Origin of the sequence: Pseudomonas sp. ok266, from assembly GCF_900110195.1 — a bacterium.
Classification (GTDB): domain Bacteria; phylum Pseudomonadota; class Gammaproteobacteria; order Pseudomonadales; family Pseudomonadaceae; genus Aquipseudomonas; species Aquipseudomonas neuropathica.
Map to the genome: position 1 here is coordinate 169,011 of NZ_FOCU01000004.1, position 23,722 is coordinate 192,732.

At 60.2% G+C, this 23,722-nt stretch carries 19 protein-coding genes and 1 riboswitch; of the genes, 15 read left to right on the top strand and 4 right to left on the bottom strand.

What is annotated here, in order from left to right; genetic code table 11:
- Positions 1–175 precede the first annotated feature (175 nt).
- Positions 176–388, top strand: a riboswitch (cobalamin riboswitch).
- Between the two features lie 98 nt (positions 389–486).
- From cobW to BMY54_RS08645, 6 genes are all read left to right on the top strand, one after another.
- Positions 487–1,560: a cobalamin biosynthesis protein CobW gene (cobW, locus tag BMY54_RS08620; RefSeq protein WP_093430911.1), complete on the top strand. Its 1,074-nt coding sequence runs from the start codon at positions 487–489 to the stop codon at positions 1,558–1,560.
- 3 nt (positions 1,561–1,563) lie between these two features.
- On the top strand, positions 1,564–5,412 hold the full coding sequence (gene cobN, locus BMY54_RS08625) for a cobaltochelatase subunit CobN (RefSeq protein ID WP_093430914.1): 3,849 nt from the start codon (positions 1,564–1,566) through the stop codon (positions 5,410–5,412).
- A 337-nt stretch (positions 5,413–5,749) separates the two neighbouring features.
- Positions 5,750–6,751 carry a magnesium chelatase ATPase subunit I gene (locus BMY54_RS08630; RefSeq protein ID WP_093430917.1) on the top strand — a complete coding sequence of 334 codons (1,002 nt, stop codon included), beginning with the start codon at positions 5,750–5,752 and terminating at the stop codon, positions 6,749–6,751.
- The gene (locus BMY54_RS08635; protein ID WP_175559578.1) at positions 6,733–7,416 is read left to right on the top strand and encodes a vWA domain-containing protein; all 684 of its coding nucleotides are present in this window, start codon (positions 6,733–6,735) and stop codon (positions 7,414–7,416) included. The genes BMY54_RS08630 and BMY54_RS08635 overlap by 19 nt, the downstream gene beginning before the upstream one ends.
- A gap of 175 nt (positions 7,417–7,591) precedes the next feature.
- Positions 7,592–9,238, top strand: coding sequence for a phospholipase D-like domain-containing protein (locus tag BMY54_RS08640; protein WP_093430919.1), 1,647 nt, complete (start codon positions 7,592–7,594; stop codon positions 9,236–9,238).
- Positions 9,239–9,548: 310 nt separating this feature from the next.
- Positions 9,549–11,108, top strand: a complete 1,560-nt coding sequence (locus BMY54_RS08645) for a TerC family protein (RefSeq protein WP_093430921.1) — start codon at positions 9,549–9,551, stop codon at positions 11,106–11,108.
- Positions 11,109–11,355: 247 nt separating this feature from the next.
- Here BMY54_RS08645 and BMY54_RS08650 read toward each other — a convergent pair whose 3' ends face one another.
- Entirely contained in the window at positions 11,356–11,793 is a 438-nt protein-coding gene (locus BMY54_RS08650) for a thioredoxin family protein (RefSeq protein ID WP_093430923.1), read from the bottom strand.
- Between the two features lie 83 nt (positions 11,794–11,876).
- Entirely contained in the window at positions 11,877–12,281 is a 405-nt protein-coding gene (locus BMY54_RS08655; protein WP_093430925.1) for a hypothetical protein, read from the bottom strand.
- A gap of 424 nt (positions 12,282–12,705) precedes the next feature.
- On the opposite strand from BMY54_RS08655, the gene BMY54_RS08660 reads away from it, so the two are divergent.
- The 8 genes from BMY54_RS08660 to BMY54_RS08695 all read left to right on the top strand — a co-directional run bounded on the left by BMY54_RS08660 (position 12,706) and on the right by BMY54_RS08695 (position 19,468).
- Positions 12,706–13,554 (top strand): transporter substrate-binding domain-containing protein, encoded by an 849-nt coding sequence (locus BMY54_RS08660; RefSeq protein ID WP_093430927.1) that lies wholly within the window; start codon positions 12,706–12,708, stop codon positions 13,552–13,554.
- A 51-nt stretch (positions 13,555–13,605) separates the two neighbouring features.
- Complete coding sequence (locus BMY54_RS08665; RefSeq protein ID WP_003225455.1) at positions 13,606–14,268, top strand: amino acid ABC transporter permease; 663 nt, start codon at positions 13,606–13,608, stop codon at positions 14,266–14,268.
- A 9-nt stretch (positions 14,269–14,277) separates the two neighbouring features.
- Positions 14,278–14,940, top strand: a complete 663-nt coding sequence (locus BMY54_RS08670) for an amino acid ABC transporter permease (RefSeq protein ID WP_093430929.1) — start codon at positions 14,278–14,280, stop codon at positions 14,938–14,940.
- The gene (locus BMY54_RS08675) at positions 14,937–15,728 is read left to right on the top strand and encodes an amino acid ABC transporter ATP-binding protein (RefSeq protein WP_093430931.1); all 792 of its coding nucleotides are present in this window, start codon (positions 14,937–14,939) and stop codon (positions 15,726–15,728) included. Before BMY54_RS08670 ends, BMY54_RS08675 begins: the two co-directional genes overlap by 4 nt.
- Positions 15,729–15,758: 30 nt before the next feature.
- On the top strand, positions 15,759–16,148 hold the full coding sequence (locus BMY54_RS08680; RefSeq protein WP_007912330.1) for a RidA family protein: 390 nt from the start codon (positions 15,759–15,761) through the stop codon (positions 16,146–16,148).
- 231 nt (positions 16,149–16,379) lie between these two features.
- Positions 16,380–17,144, top strand: a complete 765-nt coding sequence (locus BMY54_RS08685; RefSeq protein WP_093430933.1) for an IclR family transcriptional regulator — start codon at positions 16,380–16,382, stop codon at positions 17,142–17,144.
- A gap of 39 nt (positions 17,145–17,183) precedes the next feature.
- Positions 17,184–18,398 carry an amino acid deaminase gene (locus BMY54_RS08690; RefSeq protein WP_093430936.1) on the top strand — a complete coding sequence of 405 codons (1,215 nt, stop codon included), beginning with the start codon at positions 17,184–17,186 and terminating at the stop codon, positions 18,396–18,398.
- Between the two features lie 131 nt (positions 18,399–18,529).
- Positions 18,530–19,468 (top strand): 2-dehydro-3-deoxygluconokinase, encoded by a 939-nt coding sequence (locus tag BMY54_RS08695; RefSeq protein ID WP_093430939.1) that lies wholly within the window; start codon positions 18,530–18,532, stop codon positions 19,466–19,468.
- A gap of 108 nt (positions 19,469–19,576) precedes the next feature.
- Here the strand turns inward: BMY54_RS08695 and BMY54_RS08700 are convergent, their stop codons facing one another.
- Both BMY54_RS08700 and BMY54_RS08705 read right to left on the bottom strand, forming a co-directional pair.
- Positions 19,577–19,852 (bottom strand): peptidylprolyl isomerase, encoded by a 276-nt coding sequence (locus tag BMY54_RS08700; RefSeq protein WP_007912322.1) that lies wholly within the window; start codon positions 19,850–19,852, stop codon positions 19,577–19,579.
- Positions 19,853–19,903: 51 nt separating this feature from the next.
- Positions 19,904–22,441, bottom strand: a complete 2,538-nt coding sequence (locus BMY54_RS08705; protein WP_093430942.1) for a PAS domain-containing hybrid sensor histidine kinase/response regulator — start codon at positions 22,439–22,441, stop codon at positions 19,904–19,906.
- A gap of 113 nt (positions 22,442–22,554) precedes the next feature.
- Between BMY54_RS08705 and BMY54_RS08710 the strand changes: the two genes are divergently transcribed.
- Entirely contained in the window at positions 22,555–23,664 is a 1,110-nt protein-coding gene (locus tag BMY54_RS08710; protein WP_093430945.1) for a PilT/PilU family type 4a pilus ATPase, read from the top strand.
- Positions 23,665–23,722: the final 58 nt, after the last annotated feature.

Below are 23,722 nucleotides of genomic sequence, written 5' to 3' on the forward strand. Positions count from 1 at the left end.
AGCCGCTCTATTTCAGGGTTTAACCCGGTGGTGGTTTTTTAATTTAACGGAGAGGGCATGTAAGACATAACTTACAACTACTTCTTAAGTGAGAAGTGTTCGCGATCATTAGACGAAAAAGTTGCTGTCCTTATAACCACAATGATCCAGGCGTTGACCCGCCTGCCGTGCATGCGTAGCCTTGCGCAATCGAGGTTCTCCGGCGTGTGCCGGAGCTAAGAAGGGAACGCGGTCAATGCCGCGGCTGCCCCCGCAACTGTGAACGGTGATGTTCGCTGCCACGCCACTGCCAGCTCAACTTATGAGCCCGCGGGAAGGCGCAGCCAACGCCAGGCCCAGCGCCTGAACGCCGTCAGCCAGGAGACCTGCCTCGTCACAGATTCTCACTACAACCGGGCGGGGTGATCCGGTGGCGAACTCTCCAGGCACGCGCGCGCGTTGCCGGTTCTCGTCCCGTATGCCCGCCGCTTGCCAAAGGGCATACCGATGAAAACACTGGCCAAACTCCCCGTCACCATCGTCACCGGCTTCCTCGGCTCGGGCAAGACCACGCTGCTGCGGCACATGCTCGACAACGCTCAGGGCCGTCGTATCGCGGTGATCGTCAACGAGTTTGGCGAGTTGGGCATTGACGGTGAAATCCTCAAGCAATGCACCATCGGTTGCACCGAAGAGGAAGCCACCGGCCGCGTTTACGAGCTGGCCAACGGCTGCCTGTGCTGCACCGTTCAGGAAGAGTTCTTCCCGGTGATGCGCGAACTGGTTGCCCGTCGCGGCGATCTCGACCATATCCTTATCGAAACTTCGGGCTTGGCCCTGCCAAAACCGCTGGTACAAGCCTTCCAGTGGCCGGAAATCCGCAGCGCCTGCACCGTTGATGCGGTGATCACCGTGGTCGACAGCCCGGCCGTCGCTGCTGGCACTTTCGCCGCGTTCCCGGATCAGGTTGATGCCCAGCGCAAACTCGATCCGAACCTCGACCACGAATCGCCACTGCACGAACTGTTCGCCGATCAACTGGCCAGCGCCGACCTGGTGATCCTCAACAAGGCCGACCAGACCAGCGCGGAAGATCTCGCTCGTGTCCGCGCTGAAGTCGCCGAAGAACTGCCGCCAGCGGTGAAAATCATCGAAGCCAGCAACGGCCGTCTGCCGCTGGACGTGCTGATCGGCCTCGGCGCCGGTTCCGAGGAGCATATCGACAGCCGCCACAGCCATCATGATCACCACCACGGTGAAGGCGATGACGACCACGATGACCACGATCACGACGCCTTCGATTCGATCTCCATCGAACTGCCACAAGCCGACGAAAGCCTGCTGCTCGACGCCCTGACGCAACTGGTGGTCAAGCACGGCATCCTGCGCGTCAAAGGTTTCGCCGCCATCCCGAACAAGCCAATGCGTCTGCTGATCCAGGGTGTGGGTACGCGTTTTGACAAGCATTTCGACCGTCAGTGGGGCGCTGATGAAGCGCGCGTCACGCGTCTGGTGTTGATCGGTCAGGAACTCGACGCCGCGCAACTCGAAGCGCAACTGCGCGCTGCGCTCAGCGTTTAAGCCATGCACCTGCTCAGGACTCAGCCCGGCGGTTTCGTCTCGGATGACAACATTGCCGACCTTGGCCAAACCCCCGCCGAGCTGGTGATCCTGTGCAGCGGCGACTCCAGTCTGGCGCTGCTCGCCGAAGCCGCGCAGCAGTTGCCGGAAGATTACCCGAGCCTGCGTCTGGCCAACCCGATGCAGGTGCAGAATCACGCTTCGGTCGATTTGTACGTCGATGAAGTGCTGCGCCACGCCAAGGTGATTCTGATTTCGCTGCACGGCGGCATCGCCTATTGGCGCTACGGCGTCGAGCGTCTGATCGAACTGTCCGAGCGCGGTGTGCAGGTGATTCTGGTGCCGGGCGATGACCGTCCTGATCCGGAACTCAGCGACCTGAGCACCGTCAACGCTGTGGATCGTGATCGCCTCTGGCAATTCCTGCGTCAGGGCGGCCTGGGCAATGCGCTGGACTTTTTCCGCTGCCTCGCCAACCGTTGGCTGGCTCGCGATTACGCCTGGGAAGAACCGCAGGCGCTGCCGCGCACGGCGATTTACCATCCGGATAAAACCAGCGCCGCACTGAGTGACTGGCAAGCCGATTGGCTGCCTGCGCACCCGGTCGCGGCGGTGTTGTTTTACCGCTCGCATTTACAAGCGGCGAACACCGCGTTCATCGATGTGTTCTGCCAGCGCTTGCAAGCGGCGGGGCTGAATCCGCTGCCGATCGCGGTGGCCAGTCTGAAAGAACCCGGCTGCCTGACGGTGGTCGAGGACTGGCTGGACGAGGTTGAGGCCGGGGTGATTCTCAACACCACCGGGTTCGCTCAATCCAGCCCGGAAGCGCCGCATCTGCGACCGTTTCGCCGAAATATCCCGGTGATCCAGGCAATCTGCGCGCAGGACAACGAGCCCGGCTGGCGCGACAGCGAGCAAGGCCTGGGGCCACGGGATCTGGCCATGCACATTGCCTTGCCGGAACTCGACGGGCGCATCATCAGCCGGCCGATCAGTTTCAAGGATCTGGCCTGGCGCAGTGAGCGCAGTCAGTCCGATGTCGTCTGCTACCGCGCGCAACCTGAGCGCATGGATTTCGTCGCTGAACTGGCGCGGCGCTGGATTGATCTGGCGCAAGTACCAAATGGCGAAAAACGCATCGCATTGATCCTCGCCAACTATCCGACCCGTGATGGGCGCATCGGCAACGGTGTCGGTCTCGACACGCCGGCGGCGGCGCTGAACATCCTGCGTGCATTGCAGGCTGAGGGATATCCGCTCACCGCTGAACTGCCGAATAGCGGCACCGAGTTGATCGAGCAATTGCTCGGTGGCGTCAGCAACGATCTCGACACCATTGATCTGCGTCCGTGCCAGCAAAGCCTGGCGATGGACGCTTATCTGACGATGTTCAACGCGCTGCCCGAGGCCAATCGCAGCGCTGTGATCGAACGCTGGGGCACGCCGCAAAACGACCCGATGTGCCGCGACGGGAGGATGATGATCGCCGGTCTGCGCTTCGGCCTGACCTTCGTCGGTATTCAGCCGGCGCGCGGTTATCAGGTCGACCCGAGCGCGGTCTATCACGACCCCGATCTGGTGCCGCCGCACGCTTATCTGGCGTTCTATTTCTGGTTGCGCAACACCTACGGTGCCCACGGCGTGATTCACGTTGGCAAACACGGCAACCTCGAATGGCTGCCAGGCAAAGGCGTCGGTCTTTCGGAGAACTGCTGGCCGGATGCGTTGCTCGGTCCGCTGCCGAATATCTATCCGTTTATCGTCAACGATCCGGGGGAGGGCGCGCAGGCCAAACGGCGCACGCAAGCGGTGATTATCGATCACCTGATGCCGCCGCTGACCCGTGCCGAAACCTACGGGCCGTTGCGCAATCTGGAGCTGCTGGCCGACGAGTATTACGAAGCGCAGCTGCTTGATCCGCGCCGCGCCCGTGAACTGCAGCGCGACATTCTGCTATTGGTCCGCGAGACGCAGATCGACCGCGAACTGCAACTCGATGCCGCGCTGGACAGTGATGCCGACGCGGCGATCTGGTTGCCGCGCCTGGATACGTATTTGTGTGATTTGAAGGAATCGCAGATTCGCGATGGTTTGCACATTTTTGGTGAATCGCCGAGCGGGCGTTTGCGCATTGATACGTTGTTGGCTTTGCTGCGTATACCGCGTGGCGATGGCAAAGGCGCGCAGTCGAGTTTATTGCGGGCATTGGCCAAAGCGTTCGAACTGGGTTTCGACCCGCTCGATTGCGCGCTGGCCGACCCTTGGTCTGGTCCGCGCCCCGATCAATTGCGATCAATCGGCGACGAAGTCTGGCGCACCGCCGGCGATACCCGCGAACGCCTCGAACTGTTTGCCACACAGCTGATTTCCCAAGCCCTGCACGATCCATGTGGGAGCGAGCTTGCTCGCGAAGGCGTCGTGTCAGCCAACACTTCATTCACTGACACACCGCTTTCGCGAGCAAGCTCGCTCCCACAGGGTCCGGGGTGGTCTGATGTGAATGCGATTATCCAGTCGCTGCGCGAAGTCGTCGCCCCACGCCTCGATGCCTGCGGCCCCGCCGAAATGCGCGGCCTGCTCGACGCCCTCAGCGGTCGCTTCGTCCCCGCGGGCCCCAGCGGTGCACCCAGCCGTGGTCGCCTTGACGTGCTGCCCACCGGCCGCAACTTCTACTCGGTCGACGTGCGCAACCTGCCGACCACCACCGCGTGGCGCATCGGTTTCCAGTCGGCGACGTTGATTCTGGAACGGCACCTGCAAGACCACGGCGATCACCTGCGCCAGCTCGGATTATCCGTGTGGGGCACCGCGACCATGCGCACTGGTGGCGACGACATCGCCCAGGCCATGGCACTGATGGGCGTGCGTCCGGTGTGGGCCACTGGCAGTCAGCGCGTTGATGATTTCGAGATTCTGCCGCTGAGCCTGCTTGATCGTCCGCGCGTCGATGTCACGCTGCGAGTTTCCGGGTTTTTTCGGGATGCCTTCGCCAACCTGATTCGCCTGTTCGACGCCGCCGTGCAAGCAGTGGCAGCGCTGGACGAGCCGGACGACCTCAACCCGCTGGCCGCGAAAGTGCGTGCCGAGCGCGAGGCGCTGCGGCAATCGGGCCTCGATGAGGACACCGCGCGGCGTCAGGCCGGATGGCGGATCTTCGGCGCCAAACCCGGCGCGTACGGCGCAGGCGTGCAGGGCGCCATCGACGGTCGCTTGTGGCAGAGCCGTGAAGATCTCGCTGAGGTTTATCTGAACTGGGGCGCTTATGCTTACGGCGGTGCCGACGAAGGCACCGCTGCGCGCGAGCAATTCGTTCAGCGCCTGAGTCAGGTACAAGCGGTGCTGCAGAATCAGGACAACCGCGAGCACGACCTGCTCGATTCCAATGATTACTACCAGTTCCAGGGCGGCATGCTCGCTGCCGTGGAAAGCTTGCGCGGTGAAGCGGCGGCGAGTTATCACGGCGATCACAGTCAACCGGATCTGCCAAAGATTCGCACCTTGAAAGAAGAGCTGAACCGGGTGATTCGCTCACGAGCGGTCAATCCGAAATGGATCGACGGGGTCAAGCGCCACGGCTATAAAGGCGCGTTCGAAATGGCTGCGACGGTTGATAACCTGTTCGCGTTCGATGCGACGACGCAGTTGATTGATGACCACCAGTACGCTTTGCTGGCCGATGCTTATCTGCTGGATCCGGCAACGCGGGAATTTGTTCGTGAGCATAATCCGCACGCGCTGCGGGATATGACCGAGCGGATGCTTGAGGCACAGCAGCGGGGGATGTGGCAGGAGCCTGGGGCTTATAAGGAAGCGCTGGAGAATCTGCTGCTGGATATTGAGGAAGATATGTAACCGGCCAAAAGCTACCCTCACCCCAGCCCTCTCCCGGAGAGAGAGGGAGCCGATTTGCGTTGCTGTCGAAGTCTGAGTTCGGCCCGACATATCAGGTCGACGGAATTCGAAAGAACACCTAGGTCAGTTCCCTCTCCCCAGGGGAGTAAGGGGGTAAGGGAGCCGATTTGTGTTGGCTTTGGAGCCTGAGTTCAACTCGATAATTCGGGTCGGCGCAACTTGCAAGAACACCGCAATCAGTTCCCTCTCCCCCTGGGAGAGGGCTAGGGTGAGGGCCACCCCGACTGACACACCACAACACTCAAGCACACCAAAGACCACGACAGAGAAAACCCAAATGACCGACACCCCGCATTTCCCGCTCTCCGCCGTGGTCGGCGCCGATGACCTCAAGCTCGCCCTGTGCCTCACCGCCATCGACCCGAAAATCGGCGGCGTGCTGATCGAAGGCCCGCGCGGCATGGCCAAATCCACCCTGGCCCGGGGCCTGGCCGATCTGCTCGCCAGCGGTCAATTTGTCACCTTGCCGTTGGGCGCCACCGAAGAACGCCTGGTCGGCACCCTCGACCTTGACGCTGCCCTCAGCGAGGGCCGCGCGCAATTCTCACCAGGTGTGCTGGCCAAGGCTGACGGCGGCGTGCTCTACGTCGATGAAGTCAATCTGCTGCCCGATCACCTCGTCGATCTGCTGCTCGACGTTGCCGCCAGCGGCACCAATCTGATCGAGCGTGACGGCATTTCCCATCGGCATTCGGCGAAGTTCGTGCTGATCGGCACGATGAACCCGGAAGAGGGCGAGTTGCGTCCGCAACTGCTTGACCGCTTTGGCCTGAACGTCGCCCTCAGTGGCCACACGGCACCGACCGAACGCGGACAGATCATCCGTCGGCGACTGGATTTCGACAGCGACCCGCAAGCGTTCTGCGCACAGTGGCAAGGCGAGCAGCAAGCCTTGCGTGCACGTTGCGAAAACGCTCGTCGTGCCCTGGCCGATATTCCGCTGGATGATGCCGCACTGGCGCAGATCACCGAGCGTTGTTTCGCCGCCGGGGTTGATGGTCTGCGTGCCGACCTGGTCTGGTTGCGCGCCGCACGTGCCCACGCAGCGTGGCGCGGAGCTGAGGTGATTGGCGCAGAGGATATCGACGCTGTCGCCGAGTTTGCCCTGCGCCATCGGCGCCGTGAGCAAGCGCCATCGAATCCGCCGCAACCGGCCCAGTCGCCGGCCGCGACTCAGGCATCACCGAGTGAAGGGCAGGGCCAGTGGGGCGACATGCCGGCGCCTGCGCTCGCCACCGGCGCCCGCCGCGAAGTGCCGAGCTGGCCAAAAAAGCCTTAGGCATTCGCCCCCGATCCGACGCGGGGGCGAATGCCAGACCCCGCGCCGGTCGGCTGGACAACGGACGCCAAGGCAAGCGCCATAAGGCGCGCAGCGGTACGGTAAATTGGCCGGGCACGTTGCTCAACGGGCGTCCCCGGACGCGTGAAGATTTGCTGTTTCAACTGCGCACGCGTACGCCGCATGAGTTATGGCTGGTCATCGTCGATGCCTCCGCCTCGACCCGCCGCCATCAGGCCTTGAGCGATGCCAAAGGTTTGCTCGCGCAATTGTTCGATGATGCTTACCGGCAACGGGCACGACTCGCATTGTTGACGGCCAGTGGCTCGGTGCCGAAATGGCAGGTGCAGGGATTGAAGGCGTCCAGCGGCTTGCGTGTCTGGCTGGACGCTTTGGGTGCAGGCGGTGGCACGCCGTTGCTGGCGGCGCTGGAGCAGGCCGGGCAGTGGCTGACGGTGCGGCGCAAGCGCTTTCCTGCCGAGCAGCAACGCTTGCTGGTGGTGACCGATGGGCGTCTGAAACAGTGGTCGGGATTACCGGCGCTGGCGTGCCCGGGGTTGTTGATCGATATCGAGCGTGGGCCGATCCGGTTGGGCCGGGCCAAGGATCTGGCGACGGAGCTGGATGCGCAGTATCAACATATCGATGAATTGATTTCCCTCTGATACTTTCTGTGTCTGGTCGGACCTCATCGCGAGCAGGCTCACTCCTACAGGGGAACGCATTCCAAATGTAGGAGTGAGCCTGCTCGCGATTGCATCGACCCGGTCTAGAGCCGAACACTCAAAACCCGAATCACTGCTCTATGCTGCACCCAGCCCCAATCACAAGGAGTGAGCGATGCGCGTTCTGGTCAAAAACCCTCAAGACGACTTCCGCGTCAAAGCCTACGCCGGCACCAACGGCGTGCTGCTGGCCATGGACCTCGCCGAGTCCCGGCGCCAAGGCCTGCTCGGGTTTGCCATCGAAAAGCAGCAGGGCGCCAAACCCTGGTTGTTCCTGTTCAACAGCCTGACCTTCCCGAATAAGGCTCACACCTTTCCCCAGTTCCACGCCACCCCAAGCGATAAAGCCCCGCTGCAGAAATTTCGCTGGGCCGATTACGCGGTCAATCCGGGCATGACCCTTCACTATCGCGTGCATCTGGCCTACGGCACTGCGGATGCCGTGCAGTTGGGTGAGTCGCTGGAACTGACGATCACCTCCGATGACGGTCACCCGAGCAATCAAAGCGTGATATTCAACCGTGCGGTCGCCGCCAGTCAGGCATTCCAGCGCAAGTTTCCCGATCTGGACGCGCAGATCAGCGCCAACAAAAACATGCCCATCGAAGCCTGGCCCGATGCCGCGCGACAGTGGCTGGAAAACGGTTTGCTCGGGCGCTTGCTGGGGTTTATCGAGCGTGCGGTCGATGGTCAGTGGGCGCTGGACATCGCGATTTACGAGTATCAGTTGCAGGCAATCGTCGATGCGGTCAACGCGGCGTTCACGCGAGGCGTACAGGTGCGGGTGCTGTATCACGCCCGGCCCGATGATGAAGACACCACGCTCAACGAAGCGAGCCTGGCGGCACTGCCTCCCGCGAGCAAACGCGGGCGAGTGACCCACAACATCTTTCACAACAAATTCATGGTCCTGCGCCGCGTCGATGCCAGCGGCACTCATCAGCCTGAAGCGGTTTTGTGTGGCAGCACCAATTTCACCGCCAACGGGGTTTATCGTCAGGCCAACGTGGTGCATGTGCTGGACGATGCATCGATTGCCGCCAGTTATCTGCAGACGTTCGAGCAGATCTGGGCGCAGCCGGATGATATCGGCGTTACCCGTGACTGGATTACTGAACACAACCCGATGAGTCCGCAGCAACCTGTGTTCGCCGGGTTCTCGCCGCGCACCGGCGGGGCCGATCTGCAGGCGTTCGTGCAGATCATCAGCGCGGCGAAAAAGGACGTGCTGTTCGTCACCGCGTTCTCGCTGCCGGACGCGATTCTTAACGCGTTACTCGGCCAGCCCCACGACGACATTTTGCGTTATGGCCTGCAGAACACTGCCAGCCGAATCACCGGTTTTCACGCCGACCGCAGCGCCGAATTCGCCGCCACCGCATTGCTCAACACCGGGCTGGAAGGCTGGCTGCGCGAGAACATGAAAGGCCAGAAAGGCAATCTGCTGGTGCACACCAAAGCCGTGGTCACCGACTTCACCACGGACACACCAACGATCATCAGCGGCAGCCACAACCTCAGCGTTTCGGCGAGTAATGGCAACGATGAAAACTACCTGATCATTCGCGGCGACACCGATCTGGCGGATCGTTACGGGCTGGAGCTGCTGCGGTTTTATGAGCATTACCGCTTTCGTTATTTCGCCAAGAAGCTGGCGTTGAAGCAGGTGAGTCCGTTGGCGGTGGATGACCATTGGACGAATGACTATTACATCGAAGGGGATTTGCGGCAGTTGTCCCGCCTACGCTTCGCTGGCCGCTGACATTGCCCCTGCGGCAGCTCCTACGGGGGAATCTGGAGCGCTGTTACAAATTTAGAAATGATTTGCCGCTGTAGGAAATGTTCCCAAAGCCTGTACGCTCCAAGGCCATTTTTCATTCAGGATTTGCATGAACACCCTCTCGGAGCCTCCCAGTCGCACCTTCCCCTCGCGCCATGGCGCGGTCTTGACGCACTCGCAGCATCCCGTTTTCCGACATCCGACTATCGTTGCTAACGCGGCCCCAGAGCCTTCGCGTTGCGCTTTGCCGTGTCCGGCAGCCTGAATTCATCGAGAGAGATAGAGACGTTTTATGGAATGGTTAGCGGATCCCACGGCCTGGTTAGGCTTGTTGACTTTGATCGTGCTGGAACTGGTGCTGGGTATCGACAACCTGGTGTTCATCGCAATTCTGGCAGACAAGCTGCCACCGCATCAGCGTGACCGCGCGCGGATTATTGGCCTGTCGCTGGCGCTGATCATGCGCCTTGGCCTGTTGGCGAGTATTTCCTGGCTGGTCACCCTCACGCAGCCATTGTTCGAGGTGTTCGACAAGAGTTTCTCTGGTCGCGACCTGATCATGTTGTTCGGTGGTGTGTTCCTGCTGTTCAAAGCGACGATGGAGTTGCATGAGCGATTGGAAGGCCACGTTGGCGAACGCTCGAGCAACACCGCCTATGCGCTGTTCTGGCCGATCGTTGCGCAAATTGTGGTGCTCGACGCGGTGTTCTCGCTGGATGCGGTGATCACGGCCGTCGGCATGGTCGATGAACTGGCGGTGATGATGATCGCGGTGATCATCTCGATTGGCTTGATGATTGTCGCCAGCAAACCGCTGACGCGCTTCGTCAACGCGCACCCGACGGTGATCATGCTGTGTCTGGGCTTCCTGATGATGATTGGTTTTGCCCTGACGGCCGAAGGTCTGGGCTTCCACATTCCGAAAGGTTATCTGTACGCCGCCATTGGCTTCTCGATTCTGATCGAGGTGTTCAACCAGATCGCCCGGGCTCGGCGCAAGCGTTCGATGCAGGGTTTGCGGCCGATCCGCGAGCGCACGGCTCACGCGGTCATGCGCTTGCTGGGTGGGCGTAAACTGGCGGCGGAAGAGGTCGGCGAGGAAATTGCCGACCTGCTCGACGACGGTGACGCGCCAAGCGCGGAACTGTTCGACCGTCGCGAACGGGTGATGATCAGCGGCGTGCTGCAACTCGCCGAACGCCCGATTCGCGGGCTGATGACCGTGCGCGCCGATGTCGACACGCTTGATCTGGCCGATGATCGTGAAGCGATTCGGGCTCGCTTGATGCACTCGTCCTACTCGCGTCTGCCGTTGATTCGTAACGGTGCGGTGGATGAGCCGTTGGGCTTCGTGCACAAGAAAGAATTGCTCAAGGAGTACCTGGCCGGCGCCGAGCCGAACCTGGAACACCTGGCGCGCAAGACCATCAATTTGCTCGACAGCTACTCGATCCTCAACGCGCTGGAGCAAATGCGCGCCGCCTCGACGCACATTGCTTTTGTGGTCAACGAGTTCGGTGATTTCGTTGGTGTATTGACCATGACCGACATCCTCGAATCGATTGCCGGTGAGTTGCCCGATGCCAGCGAAATCGAAGGCCCGGATGTGGTCGAGGAGCAGGGCGGGTTTATCGTCAGTGGTGCGTTGAACCTGTCGCGAGTGCGCCAGCGCACCGGGTTTGGTGCGCAGCCGACCGAGGACTATCAGACGATGGCCGGGCTGGTCATGAGCCTTCTTGATCGTCTCCCGGTCATTGGTGATCGTCTGGAACTTGAAGGCTGGCAGATGACGGTCAAAGCGGTGGAAGAGCGGCGGGTGACGCGAGTGCTTTTGGAGCGCGCGCCAGCGTAATCCCCGAGTTCTCTACTAACTGTGCCGGCCTCTTCGCGAGCAGGCTCGCTCCCACCTTGGAACGCGTTTCAAATGTGGGAGCGAGCCTGCTCGCGAATGCTTGGGCTCAGGCACCGCAGTATTCACTGATGAAAAGTGTAGCGATCCTTCCCGATATGCTTTGACGCAAACAACGCCCCTTACGCCTTGAGCGCCGCCTGATTCAGCGAATCGCAATCCTCGACCCGGGTCTCACCGATACTGGTGGTCACCGGTCGAGGAATTTCCGCAGGCGAGCACGTGCAACAGTGCGCAGAGTACGAAGCGTCTGACGCAGCCAAAGCAGATCATGCGTTTGTTTGCGGACGGCAACGGGCGCTTTGGTCTTGCCGATATGCTCGGCGAAATCCCGTGCGAGGGTTTCTTCGGTGCCGATGCCTTTGAGTTTTTTCACCAGTCTACCGTTCTTGTAAAACAGCACGGTGGGCGTGCCGGTGACCAGCGGATGGCGCGGGGACTCGCTGGTATTGAGCATGTAGATATTGGCACGATATCGGTATGGCTCGGCCGTCTGGCGAAAAATCGGTCCGGCCCATTCGCAGGCGGGGCAGTGTTCGTTGGCGAAATACAGAATCACCGGGCGCCAGGTTTTCAGCGTTTTTCGATAGGTGGCCGGCAAGGCTGCGAAAGGGGTTGTCGAGTTCATTGCAAACTCCCTTTTCGGAATGCAGTGGTTCACGGAAAAAGCGAGCCGTCACGAGATGAAAGCTCGCTTTCAAGAGTATTGGCTCAGAGCAACTTGGATAGCGTTAAATCGCTGAAATAGGAGCCAAGTTCATCAACCGTACCGTCATTTGACTCTGCCTTCACCGTGAATTTGAGTGTCGCAAGAGGTGCTTCGAACTCTTTGAACTTGATCGTCCAGTTCTGACCTCCAGAGACGTCAAGTTCAACCGGGTCGCCTGTCGGAAGTGGTTGCACAGTGACGCGGCCAGCATAACCATGCAGTGTTTTCATTCTTGCCGAGATCATGAATTTACCGCCGCCCTCGCTACCTAGTAGAACGTCCTGACTAATGGAGTCAGGAGTCGCGATTATGCAGTGACCATTCACATAACTGACGTTTGTTGGATTTGTTTCGGTCCAGTGGTCGCCTTGATTGGCGAAATCACCGTTTTTTATCAGGTTGGCCATTTCAAAAGTCCTTATTGAGATCTTGAGGTCGATTCCTGACCCGTTCGGTCCAAACCAGTAGGCCTATCAATTCACCGGTCAACAACTGTCAACTCTGACAGGTCAAGCCGCAAATCCGATGAACGGTCACCCGTGCTCAGTCCATTTTTCAAGTCCGATTCATTGCTCTATGTGTGCATCAATTGGTCGCGCACATGCCCTTGAATGTGACGTTACTTCCCAATTGGTTGCCCTCAGTAGCGACGGTCAAACTTCTACTGGCAATAGTCGCGTGTAGATACGCGGGCTAACTTGTTGAACCGATTAATGTTTCCGAGGACCTGGGTTTTATTGCCAAAGCTATGGCACACTTTCTGCTGTCTATTCCGTAGTAACAAACCATGTTCCGGTATAGCGGAATAAACACCATCCTGGAGTGCTTGCCATGCATCGCCGTCCTTCGTTGTTCAAAGCGTGTGTTCTTGTTCTTGCGGCTTCGTCCGCTGTCATGGGTATGGCCCATGCAGCCGATGGCAAGCTCGACAGTGTTCTGGCCCGTGGCAAGTTGATCGTGGGCACCGGCAGCACCAATGCGCCGTGGCACTTTCAGGGCGCGGACGGCAAGTTGCAGGGGTTTGATATCGACATCGCCAGGATGGTGGCCAAAGGTCTGTTCAACGACCCGAGCAAAGTCGAGTTCGTCGTGCAGTCGTCCGATGCGCGGATTCCCAATCTGCTCACCGACAAGGTCGACATGAGCTGCCAGTTCATCACCGTCACCGCCAGCCGCGCGCAGCAAGTGGCGTTCACGCTGCCGTACTACCGCGAAGGCGTCGGCCTGCTGTTGCCGAACAACAGCAAGTACAAGGAAATCGAAGACCTGCAAGCCGCCGGCGACAGCGTCACCGTGGCCGTGCTGCAAAACGTCTACGCCGAAGAGCTGGTGCATCAGGCGTTGCCAAAAGCCAAGGTCGATCAGTACGACAGTGTCGATCTGATGTATCAGGCGGTGAACTCCGGCCGCGCCGATGCCGCCGCCACCGACCAGTCTTCGGTCAAATACCTGATGGTGCAAAACCCTGGCCGCTACCGTAGCCCAAGCTATGCGTGGAGCCCACAGACCTACGCCTGTGCGGTGAAGCGCGGCGATCAGGACTGGCTGAACTTCGTCAACACCGCGCTGCATGAAGCCATGACCGGCGTTGAATTCCCGACTTATGCGGCGTCGTTCAAGCAATGGTTCGGTGTAGATCTGCCTTCGCCCGCCATCGGTTTCCCAGTCGAATTCAAATGATCCCGTGAGAGTGGGGCGATGCACGTCGCCCCGCTCAAGGTACTGCTGACCATGAACTATCAGTTGAACTTTGCCGCCGTGTGGCGCGATTTCGACACCTTGCTGGCGGGTCTCGGTCTGGGTCTTGAACTGGCGCTGGTGTCGATCGCCATCGGCTGCGTGATCGGCCTGCTGATGGCGTTTGCCTTGCTCTCCAAGCATCGCGCCTTGCGGGTGCTGGCTTCGGTGTACGTCACGGTGGTGCGTAACACGCCGATTCTGGTGTTGATTCTGTTGATCTACTTTGCGTTGCCGAGTCTCGGGATTCGTCTGGACAAGATCCCGTCGTTCATCATCACCCTGTCGTTGTATGCCGGGGCGTACCTGACCGAAGTGTTCCGTGGCGGTTTGCTGAGTATCCCCAAAGGCCAGCGCGAGGCCGGACTGGCCATTGGTCTCGGCGAGTGGCAGGTCAAGGCCTACGTCACCGTGCCGGTAATGCTGCGCAATGTGCTGCCGGCGCTGTCGAACAACTTCATTTCGCTGTTCAAGGACACCTCGCTGGCCGCCGCGATTGCGGTGCCGGAGCTGACCTATTACGCGCGCAAGATCAACGTCGAAAGCTACCGGGTGATCGAAACCTGGCTGGTGACCACGGCGTTGTATGTCGCGGCCTGTTACCTCATTGCCATGCTGCTGCGCTACCTCGAGCAGCGTCTGGCGATCCGCCGATAGGAGGCTGCGATGTACGAATCTCCCAGTTGGTTACATGAATTGTGGATTGCGCGCGAGCCGCTCTGGCAGGGCTTTTTGACCAGTGTGCAAGTGTCGGCGCTGGCGATTCTGCTCGGCACTGTGCTCGGCGTGGTCGCCGGGCTGGTGCTGACGTACGGCAAGTTCTGGATGCGCGCACCGTTTCGGTTTTACGTCGACCTGATTCGCGGCACCCCGGTGTTTGTGCTGGTGTTGGCCTGCTTCTATATGGCGCCGGCGCTGGGCTGGCAGATCAGCGCATTTCAGGCCGGCGCCTTAGGGCTGACGCTGTTTTGCGGCTCGCACGTTGCCGAGATCGTTCGCGGTGCGTTGCAAGCCTTGCCGCGCGGGCAGATGGAAGCGAGCCAGGCCATCGGCCTGACGTTCTATCAATCCCTTGGCTACGTGCTGTTGCCTCAGGCACTGCGGCAGATCCTGCCGACCTGGGTCAACTCGTCCACGGAAATCGTCAAGGCGTCGACCTTGCTCTCGGTGATCGGCGTCGCCGAATTGCTCCTCAGTACGCAACAGATCATCGCCCGGAACTTCATGACCCTGGAGTTCTACCTGTTCGCCGGTTTTCTGTTCTTCGTCATCAACTACGGCATCGAATTACTCGGCCGGCACATTGAAAAGCGGGTGGCCTTGCCATGACTCAAGCTCAAGTTTCCCCACAGAATCAGGCGTTGCTGGACATCCGCGGCCTGCACAAACAGTACGGCGCAGTCGAAGTGCTCAAAGGTGTCGATCTGAGCATGCAGCGCGGCAACGTGGTGACGCTGATCGGCTCCAGCGGCTCGGGTAAAACCACGCTGCTGCGTTGCGTGAACATGCTCGAAGAATTCCAGGGCGGGCAGATCCTGCTCGACGGTGAATCCATCGGCTATGACGAGGTCAACGGCAAGCGTGTGCGGCATGCGGAAAAACTCATCGCCCGCCATCGTGCGATGACCGGCATGGCGTTCCAGCAATTCAACCTGTTCCCGCATCTGACCGCATTGCAGAACGTCACCCTGGGCCTGCTCAAGGTGAAGAAAATGCATAAGGATGAAGCTGTGGCGCTCGCCGAGAAATGGCTGGAGCGCGTCGGCTTGCTGGAGCGGCGCAATCACTTTCCCGGTCAGTTGTCCGGCGGTCAGCAACAGCGCGTGGCGATTGCCCGGGCGATTGCGATGAACCCGAGCCTGATGCTCTTCGATGAGGTCACTTCGGCACTCGACCCGGAGCTGGTCGGCGAAGTGCTCAACGTGATCAAGGGCCTGGCCGAAGACGGCATGACCATGTTGCTGGTGACCCACGAGATGCGTTTCGCCTTCGAGGTCTCGGACAAGATCGTTTTCATGAATCAGGGGCGGATCGAAGAGCAGGGGCCTCCCAAGGAGCTGTTCGAGCGCCCGCAATCGCCGCGTCTGGCTGAGTTTCTGAAAAATACGCGGTTTTAATCTTACGTTTTCACATCAGGAGAAACACCCATGAGCATTACGCGTTACGGCACCGGCAGCACCGCCGCTGGCGGCCAGCCACGTCCCTTCGCTCGCGCCGTTGAAGCGGATGGCTGGCTGCATGTGTCCGGCCAGGTACCGGCGGTGGATGGCGAGATTATTGTCGGCGGTATTGTCGAGCAGACCCATCAGACCATGAAAAACCTGATCGCGATTCTCGAAGAGGCCGGGTATGGCCTCGAAGACGTGGTGCGTGCCGGCGTGTGGCTGGATGATCCGCGGGATTTCAGCAGTTTCAACAAGGTCTTTGGCGAGTACTTCAAGCCTGAGCACGCACCGGCGCGGGCCTGCGTGCAGGCGAGCATGATGGTGGATTGCAAGGTCGAGATCGATTGCATCGCCTACAAGAAGAAGGCTTGAAAATTGCTGCGTTGCTTAGGCCGCAGCCCCTCACCCTAACCCTCTCCCAAGGGAGAGGGGACTGATCTGTATCGATGCGGATTTTGCGTATGACGCTTACATTTACATCGATACGGTCAGGCTCCCTCTCCCTCTCCCTCTGAAAGAGGGCGGGGGGTGAGGGCAGCAATCCAACTGACACAACACCAAGGGCCAGTTACCATCCGGCGACTTTGAATGGGAACCACTGAAATGACCGAAGACACCATCAAACGCCGGGCTCGCGGTCTGGACCGGGCGTTCGATATTCTCGATTTCCTCAAGGAGATCGGCCAGCCGCTGCGCCCCAACGACATCGCCAACGGCATCGGCAGCCCGAAATCCACGGTCTACGAACTGGTTGCATCGTTGCTGGAGCGGCGGATTCTGGAACCGGTGGGCAAGGACGGTCATGTCTACCTGGGTCGGCAGCTGTACTTCCTCGGTCAGGCGCATTTGCGTCATTTCGACCTCAGCCGCGAGGCCGATCATGCCTTGCAGGAGATCGTCAGCCAGACCCGTGAAACCGCGCAGATGTGCCTGCTCAACGGGCGTAAATACACCGTGGCACTGATGAAGGAGGGCGAGCGGCATTTCCGCATTTCCTCCGACATCGGTGAAAACGCCCCCATCCCGTGGACCGCTTCCGGGCGCCTGCTGCTTGCGCATTTAAGCGATCAACAGATCATCGACCTGATCGACGAAAACGACTTCATCCTGCCCGACGGCGAGCGCCTGCCGCTGGAGCGTTTTCTGGCGGAAATCCGTCAGGCCGGCATCGATGGTTTCTTCTCCTTCGACAGTGTTGCCGACACCTTTACCCATTGCTTCGCCGCGCCGGTCAAAGACGCACAAGGCGTGGCCATTTGCACCTTGTGCATCGTCGCGCCACGGGCCGACGCGAAAAACAATTACAACGACTATCGCCGGGTGCTGATCGAGAGCGCCAACAGCCTCGCCCGGCGGATCAACGAATAACCGCGGCTGGCTGCAGCCGCGAATGTGAGGAGTTCGACCATGACCACTGCCATCAATACTGCTGGAGAAAAGGGCGACGCTGCCATCGGCGCGCACCTGGCGCGTGACGTCAGCCTGCCGGCGCTGGTGCTGCATCGCGCAGCGCTGGAGCACAACATCCACTGGATGCAGAAATTCGTCAGCGACAGCGGCGCGGAACTGGCGCCCCACGGCAAAACCAGCATGACCCCGGCACTGTTCAAGCGTCAGCTCGACGCCGGCGCGTGGGGCATCACCCTCGCCAGCGCGACCCAGACCCGGGCGGCTTATGCCCATGGCGTGCGTCGGGTGCTGATGGCCAACCAATTGGTCGGCACGCCGAACATGGCATTGATCGCCGATTTGCTTGCCGATCCGTCGTTCGATTTCTATTGCATGGTCGATCACCCGGACAACGTCGCTGATCTCGGCGCGTACTTCGCCTCGCGCGGGGTGAGGCTCAACGTGATGATCGAGTACGGCGTGGTCGGCGGGCGTTGCGGTTGCCGCAGCGAGCAGGAAGTCATCGAGCTGGCCAAGGCGATCAGCGCGCAACCGGCGCTGGCCCTGACCGGCATCGAAGGTTACGAAGGGGTGATCCACGGCGATCACGCCGTCAGCGGCATTCGTGAATTTGCCGCGTCGCTGGTGCGCCTGGCGGTGCAGTTGCAGGACAGCGGCGCATTCGCCATCGGCAAGCCGATCATCACCGCCTCGGGTTCGGCCTGGTATGACCTGATTGCCGAGTCGTTCGAAGCGCAGAATGCTGCTGGACGTTTCCTCAGCGTGTTGCGCCCGGGCAGCTACGTGGCGCACGACCATGGCATCTACAAAGAGGCGCAGTGCTGCGTGCTCGACCGCCGTAGTGATCTTCACGAAGGTTTACGCCCGGCGCTGGAAGTCTGGGCCCACGTGCAGTCGCTGCCCGAGCCGGGTTTTGCGGTGATCGCACTGGGCAAGCGTGATGTCGCGTTCGATGCCGGTTTGCCGGTGCCGTTGCTGCGCTACAAGGCGGGCGTAGTGCCGGCGCTGGGCGAGGATGTCGGTGCGTGCAAGGTCACGGCGGTGATGGACCAGCACGCGTTCATGACGCTGGCGCCGGGCGTTGAGTTGCGCGTGGGCGACATCATTTCCTTTGGTACGTCGCACCCGTGCCTGACGTTCGACAAGTGGCGTGTGGGGTTGTTGGTGGATGAAACGCTGTCGGTGATCGAGAGCATGGAGACTTGTTTCTAAGACTTGAAACCGAGTCGCGGCCATTCGCGAGCAAGCTCGCTCCCACAGGGGAATGCATTCCAAGTGTGGGAGCGAGCCTGCTCGCGAAGGCGTCAGTCCAGACACCATCGATCAACCAGAGACAGCACAAGATGAACACCCTCAGCCCCCTGGGCCCGAACCCCCCACGCATCGCCCTGATTGGCGAATGCATGATCGAACTGCAGCAACGCGCCGACGGCAGCCTGCAACAAAGCTTCGGCGGCGACACCCTGAACACCGCGGTGTATCTGTCCCGCGCCATGGGCGACAAGGCGCAGGTCGATTACGTCACCGCACTGGGTGACGACAGCTTCAGCGACGCCATGTGCCAGATCTGGTCCGATGAAGGCATTGGCCTGGATCTGGTGCAGCGTCTGCCGGGGCGTTTACCGGGCCTGTATTGCATCCAGACCGATGCCAGCGGTGAGCGGCGTTTTCTCTACTGGCGCAACGAAGCGGCAGTTCGCGACTGTTTCACCACCCCGGCCGCCGAGCCGATTCTGGCGGCGTTGCCGGATTACGATGTGCTGTATTTCAGCGGCATTACCCTGGCTGTGCTCGGTGCGTTGGGCCGGGAAAAACTTATCCAGACTTTGATCGAAGCGCGGCAGCGGGATGCGCGCATCGTCTTCGATAACAATTACCGGCCACGCCTGTGGGCCTCGGTAGAAGACGCGCGGGCGGCTTATCGCAACGTGTTGCCGTACGTTGATCTGGCGTTGCTGACGGTGGATGACGAACAGGCGCTGTTCGGTTTCGCCGATTGCGAAGCGGTGTTTGCTGCTTACGCGCAGTTCGGCACGCTGGAAGTGGTGCTCAAGCGTGGCGCCGAAGCTTGTTTGATTCAGTGTGATGGTGAAGCGTTCGAAGTGCCGGCGCAGAAGGTCGAGAAAGTGGTGGATACCACGGCGGCGGGGGATTCGTTCAGTGCGGCGTATCTGGCCAGTCGATTGCTGGGCGGAAGTCCGGCGGAGGCTGCCGAGGCCGGCCACTTGCTGGCCAGCAAGGTGATTCAGGTGCCGGGGGCATTGATTCCGAAACAGGCTTGAATGGCCGCTTGCTGCGCAATCGTTTCGCGAGCAGGCTCGCTCCCATAGGGGAATGCATTCCAAATGTGGGAGCGAGCCTGCTCGCGATAGGGCCCTAAAGCCAAACCTTCAATCGCGGTAAAACACCTGCACCAGGTGGTACCCGAACTTGCTCTTGATCGGCCCATGCACGGTGCGCAGCGGTTTTTTGAAAATCACCGCATCAATCGCGCCAACCATCTGCCCCGGCCGCACTTCACCCAGATCACCGCCGCGCTTGCCGGACGGGCAGGTCGAGAATTTCTTCGCCAGCACATCGAACGCTTCACCCTTGGCGATGCGTTGTTTGAGCTGTTCGGCCTCTTCGGCGGTTTTCACCAGAATGTGGCGGGCTTGGGCTTTCATCGTGCGATACCTGATAACGGGGTGACGGCGGGGCGCGGATTATGCCTCAAGTCACAGGGTTTGGCTGATCATCGTGCGGATCTTGCTGGCCAGCAGCTCAATGGCAAAGGGTTTGGCAACCATGTCCATGCCATCCTCAAGAAATCCCTGACGCTCGGCGGCTTTCTGCGCATAACCGGTCATGAACAACACTTTGAGGCCCGGCCGATGCTGGCGGGCGATCTCCGCCAGTTGCCTGCCGTTCATGCCCGGCAGGCCGACGTCGGTGACCAGCAGATCGACGCGTAGATCGGACTCCAGCAGGGGCAGGGCGGTCTTGGCATCTTCCGCTTCGTGGGCCTGATAACCCAACTCCCGGAGCAGATCGAGCACCAGCATGCGCACCGCCGGGTCGTCCTCAACCACCATCACGGTTTCACCGGTCGCCGTCGCCGACGGTTGTTCAACGGCGACGATGGCCGGCCGTTCCGGTTCGACGCCATACAAGCGCGGCAGGTACAAGCGCACGCAAGTACCCTGGCCCGGCAGGCTGTCGAGGCTGACATGACCACCCGACTGCTGGGCAAACCCATAAATCATCGACAGCCCCAGCCCGGTGCCCTGGCCGATGGGCTTGGTGGTGAAGAATGGATCGAAGGCCTTGGAACGCACCGAGGGCGTCATGCCGGTGCCGTTGTCGCTGACCGCCAGCATCAGGTAATCGCCGGCCTTGACCGGTTCAAGCGTGGTGATGTCGCTGCCGTCGAGATAGACGTTGGCCGTTTCGATCACCAGTTCACCGCCCTCGGGCATCGCATCACGGGCATTGATGACCAGGTTGAGCAAGGCGTTTTCCAGCTGACTGACGTCGGTACTGACCGGCCACACGTTCTCGGCCAGACGCAGGGTCAGTTCGATCGGGTCGCCCTTGGTACGGCGGATCAGATCTTCCAGCGAATGCACCAGTTCATTGGCGTCGAGGGTTTTGCGATCCAGCGACTGGCGCCGCGAGAACGCCAGCAATCGATGGGTCAGCGCTGCCGCACGGTTGGCCGATGACACAGCGGCTTCGGTAAAACGGCCAATTTCGTCAGCCCGGCCGTTGGCGATGTAGCGCTGCATCAAATCGAGGCTGCCGATGATCCCGGTGAGCATGTTGTTGAAGTCGTGGGCGATACCGCCGGTGAGCTGGCCGACAGCCTCCATCTTCTGCGCGTGGCGCAAGGCATCTTCGGCGCGCTCGCGTTCGAACATCTCGTTCTGCAAACGCTGGTTGGCCTGGGCCAACTGTTCGGTGCGGGCGCTGACCCGTTCTTCCAGGGTTTCGTTGAGATTGCGCAAGGCTTCTTCGGTTTTCTTGCGCTCGGTCTCATCGATCACGAAGATATAGAAACCACTGATCGCGCCGTCGGCGGCGTAACGCGGCAGGTAATTCATCAGCGCGTGGCGATTGCTGCCATCGCGGTGCGGGGTATACAGGCTGAATGAGCACGGTCTGCCGGCCAGCGCCTCGGCAATGTAGGGCCGGCGCAGGAAATACGCTTCTTCACCGATGACTTCGCGAATCGTGCGCCCGTAGAGTTCCTGTGGCGTGAGGCCGTACCAGTCCAGATAGGCCGCGTTGTTGAGGCGAAAGCGCTCTTCACAGTCGACATAACTGATCAGGATCGGCATGGCGTTGATGATCAATTGCAGTTCGGTCTGGCTTTGGCGCAACGCCTGTTCGGTGTGTTTGCGCTCGGTCAGGTCCAGCGCCGCGCCGAGAAAACGCATGGGCCGGCCGTGATGATCCTTGTAGCAGCGCCCGCGAGCGAACACCCAGCGCACCTCGCCATCGCCTTGCTGCAAGCGATATTCCTCAGCGTATTCGGTGCCGTGGGTGATGCAGTGCTTGATGCTGCGCGCAATCATGGCGCGGTCTTCCGGGTGCACGCCTTGCAAGTAGTCGCTGATCGGCAATCGGCCGGCGAGGCTGGGGTCGACGCCATGCAATTGGGCGAAATGCGCATCGGCGATAAAGCGGTCTTCGCCGATGTCCCAATCCCAGGTGCCGACAGCATCGGTCGCAGCCAGGGCCAGTTGCAGGCGCTCCTCGGTTTCCCGTTGGGCTTTGAGGCTTTCTTCCGAGCGTCGCTGCAGCTCCAGAGCGATGCGGCGGCGTTCGTTGGTTTCGATGGCGGTGACGAGGATTCCGGCAACTTGCGCGGTCTCATCACGAATCGGGCTATAGGTCAGATCCAGCCAGAAGTCGGATTCTCTGCCGTCTCGTTGCAGGGTGAAGCGTCTTTCGCTGTAGGTGCGAACCTGGCCCTGTAGGACGGCGCTGTAAATAGGGTCGGTAAAGTCGCGAAGTTCCGGCCAGATCTGGTGCGCAGGCTGTCCGAAAGCGTGCGGATGCTTGTGGCCGGCAAGCAGGGCGAAACCGTTGTTGTAGATCTGCGTGAGCTGCGGCCCCCACAACAACAGCATCGGCATCGGCGAGTGAATCACGATGTCCACCGCGGTGCGCAGGCTCTGCGGCCAGTTGCCGGCAGCGCCCAGGGGGCTGCGGCTCCAGTCGGTACGGGCGATCAGTGCCTGTGCGTCGTCGGTGTTCGGTACAGCATTCATTACATCAATCCTGAGCGTGGTTCGTTGAGGCGACGTCTATCATTGTTGCAGTTGATCTGCGCCAGGCGCAGGCCGTTGTCTGTTCATTGAATGCTTCGCGGGTGCTTTTTGCCATGGAAATCGATGCACTGTTGTCAATTTTGTCCAATAAAAACGGTTCGGACCTGTTCCTCTCCACGGGCGCACCGCCCAGTGCGCGCATTGACGGCGTGCTCACAGTGTTGAGCGAGCGCCCGTTCAAGAACGGTGAAACCGCCGCCATCGCCGCCTCCCTGATGGACGCCGAGCAACGACGGGAGTTCGACCGGGATCTGGAAATGAACCTGGCGATTTCGCGAGCGGGCATCGGGCGTTTTCGCGTCAATATCTTCAAGCAGCGCAACGATGTATCGATCGTCATTCGCAATGTCAAACTCGACATCCCGCGTTTTGCCGATCTGAAATTGCCGACAGTACTGCTCGACACCGTCATGCTCAAGCAGGGGTTGATCCTCTTTGTCGGGGCCACCGATTCGGGCAAGTCGACCTCGCTGGCCGCGCTGATCGATCACCGCAACCGCCATAGCAGTGGGCACATCATCACCATCGAGGACCCGATCGAGTACATCCATCGCCACCAGCGCTCGATCATCAATCAACGGGAAGTCGGGGTCGATACACGCAGCTTCCACGCGGCCCTGAAAAACACCCTGCGCCAGGCACCGGACGTGGTGCTGATCGGCGAAATCCGTGACCGCGAAACCATGGAACATGCCTTGGCGTTTGCCGATACCGGGCATCTGGTGCTCTCGACGTTGCACGCGCACAACGCCAATCAGGCACTGGATCGGATTATCAATATGTTCCCGGAAGAACGGCGACCGCAGTTGTTGCATACGCTGGGAAACAACCTGAAAGCATTTATCTCGCAACGCTTAGTGCGCACCGTCGATGGGCAACGCAGGGCGGCTGTCGAGGTGCTGTTGGGCACGCCAACCATCGCAGATCTGGTTCGGCGCGGACAGTTCGAGGAGCTGAAACCGATAATGGAAAAATCCCCCGAACTGGGTATGCAGACATTTGATGCGGCGCTGTACGCATTAGTCGCTGAAGGTGCAATCAGTGCACAGGAAGCTTTAAAGAATGCAGATTCGGTGAATAATCTGAAGTTGCGGATGAAACTTTCTGAAGAGGCAAATGCTGGTAACGATACAGCGTCCGAAGAATGGGGCTTGATCGATTAATATTTTCTTGATTGTTTGTGTGTGGGCGCCCGGAAACAGTTATTCATGTTTTTTAGAT

What these genes read in the sequence shown, in the direction of transcription:
- cobW (WP_093430911.1), top strand. Translation starts at nt 487, where the DNA reads ATGAAAACACTGGCCAAACTCCCCGTCACCATCGTCACCGGCTTCCTC.
- cobN (WP_093430914.1), top strand. Translation starts at nt 1,564, where the DNA reads ATGCACCTGCTCAGGACTCAGCCCGGCGGTTTCGTCTCGGATGACAAC.
- BMY54_RS08630 (WP_093430917.1), top strand. Translation starts at nt 5,750, where the DNA reads ATGACCGACACCCCGCATTTCCCGCTCTCCGCCGTGGTCGGCGCCGAT.
- BMY54_RS08640 (WP_093430919.1), top strand. Translation starts at nt 7,592, where the DNA reads ATGCGCGTTCTGGTCAAAAACCCTCAAGACGACTTCCGCGTCAAAGCC.
- BMY54_RS08645 (WP_093430921.1), top strand. Translation starts at nt 9,549, where the DNA reads ATGGAATGGTTAGCGGATCCCACGGCCTGGTTAGGCTTGTTGACTTTG.
- BMY54_RS08650 (WP_093430923.1), bottom strand. Translation starts at nt 11,793, where the DNA reads ATGAACTCGACAACCCCTTTCGCAGCCTTGCCGGCCACCTATCGAAAA.
- BMY54_RS08655 (WP_093430925.1), bottom strand. Translation starts at nt 12,281, where the DNA reads ATGGCCAACCTGATAAAAAACGGTGATTTCGCCAATCAAGGCGACCAC.
- BMY54_RS08660 (WP_093430927.1), top strand. Translation starts at nt 12,706, where the DNA reads ATGCATCGCCGTCCTTCGTTGTTCAAAGCGTGTGTTCTTGTTCTTGCG.
- BMY54_RS08665 (WP_003225455.1), top strand. Translation starts at nt 13,606, where the DNA reads ATGAACTATCAGTTGAACTTTGCCGCCGTGTGGCGCGATTTCGACACC.
- BMY54_RS08670 (WP_093430929.1), top strand. Translation starts at nt 14,278, where the DNA reads ATGTACGAATCTCCCAGTTGGTTACATGAATTGTGGATTGCGCGCGAG.
- BMY54_RS08675 (WP_093430931.1), top strand. Translation starts at nt 14,937, where the DNA reads ATGACTCAAGCTCAAGTTTCCCCACAGAATCAGGCGTTGCTGGACATC.
- BMY54_RS08680 (WP_007912330.1), top strand. Translation starts at nt 15,759, where the DNA reads ATGAGCATTACGCGTTACGGCACCGGCAGCACCGCCGCTGGCGGCCAG.
- BMY54_RS08685 (WP_093430933.1), top strand. Translation starts at nt 16,380, where the DNA reads ATGACCGAAGACACCATCAAACGCCGGGCTCGCGGTCTGGACCGGGCG.
- BMY54_RS08690 (WP_093430936.1), top strand. Translation starts at nt 17,184, where the DNA reads ATGACCACTGCCATCAATACTGCTGGAGAAAAGGGCGACGCTGCCATC.
- BMY54_RS08695 (WP_093430939.1), top strand. Translation starts at nt 18,530, where the DNA reads ATGAACACCCTCAGCCCCCTGGGCCCGAACCCCCCACGCATCGCCCTG.
- BMY54_RS08700 (WP_007912322.1), bottom strand. Translation starts at nt 19,852, where the DNA reads ATGAAAGCCCAAGCCCGCCACATTCTGGTGAAAACCGCCGAAGAGGCC.
- BMY54_RS08705 (WP_093430942.1), bottom strand. Translation starts at nt 22,441, where the DNA reads ATGAATGCTGTACCGAACACCGACGACGCACAGGCACTGATCGCCCGT.
- BMY54_RS08710 (WP_093430945.1), top strand. Translation starts at nt 22,555, where the DNA reads ATGGAAATCGATGCACTGTTGTCAATTTTGTCCAATAAAAACGGTTCG.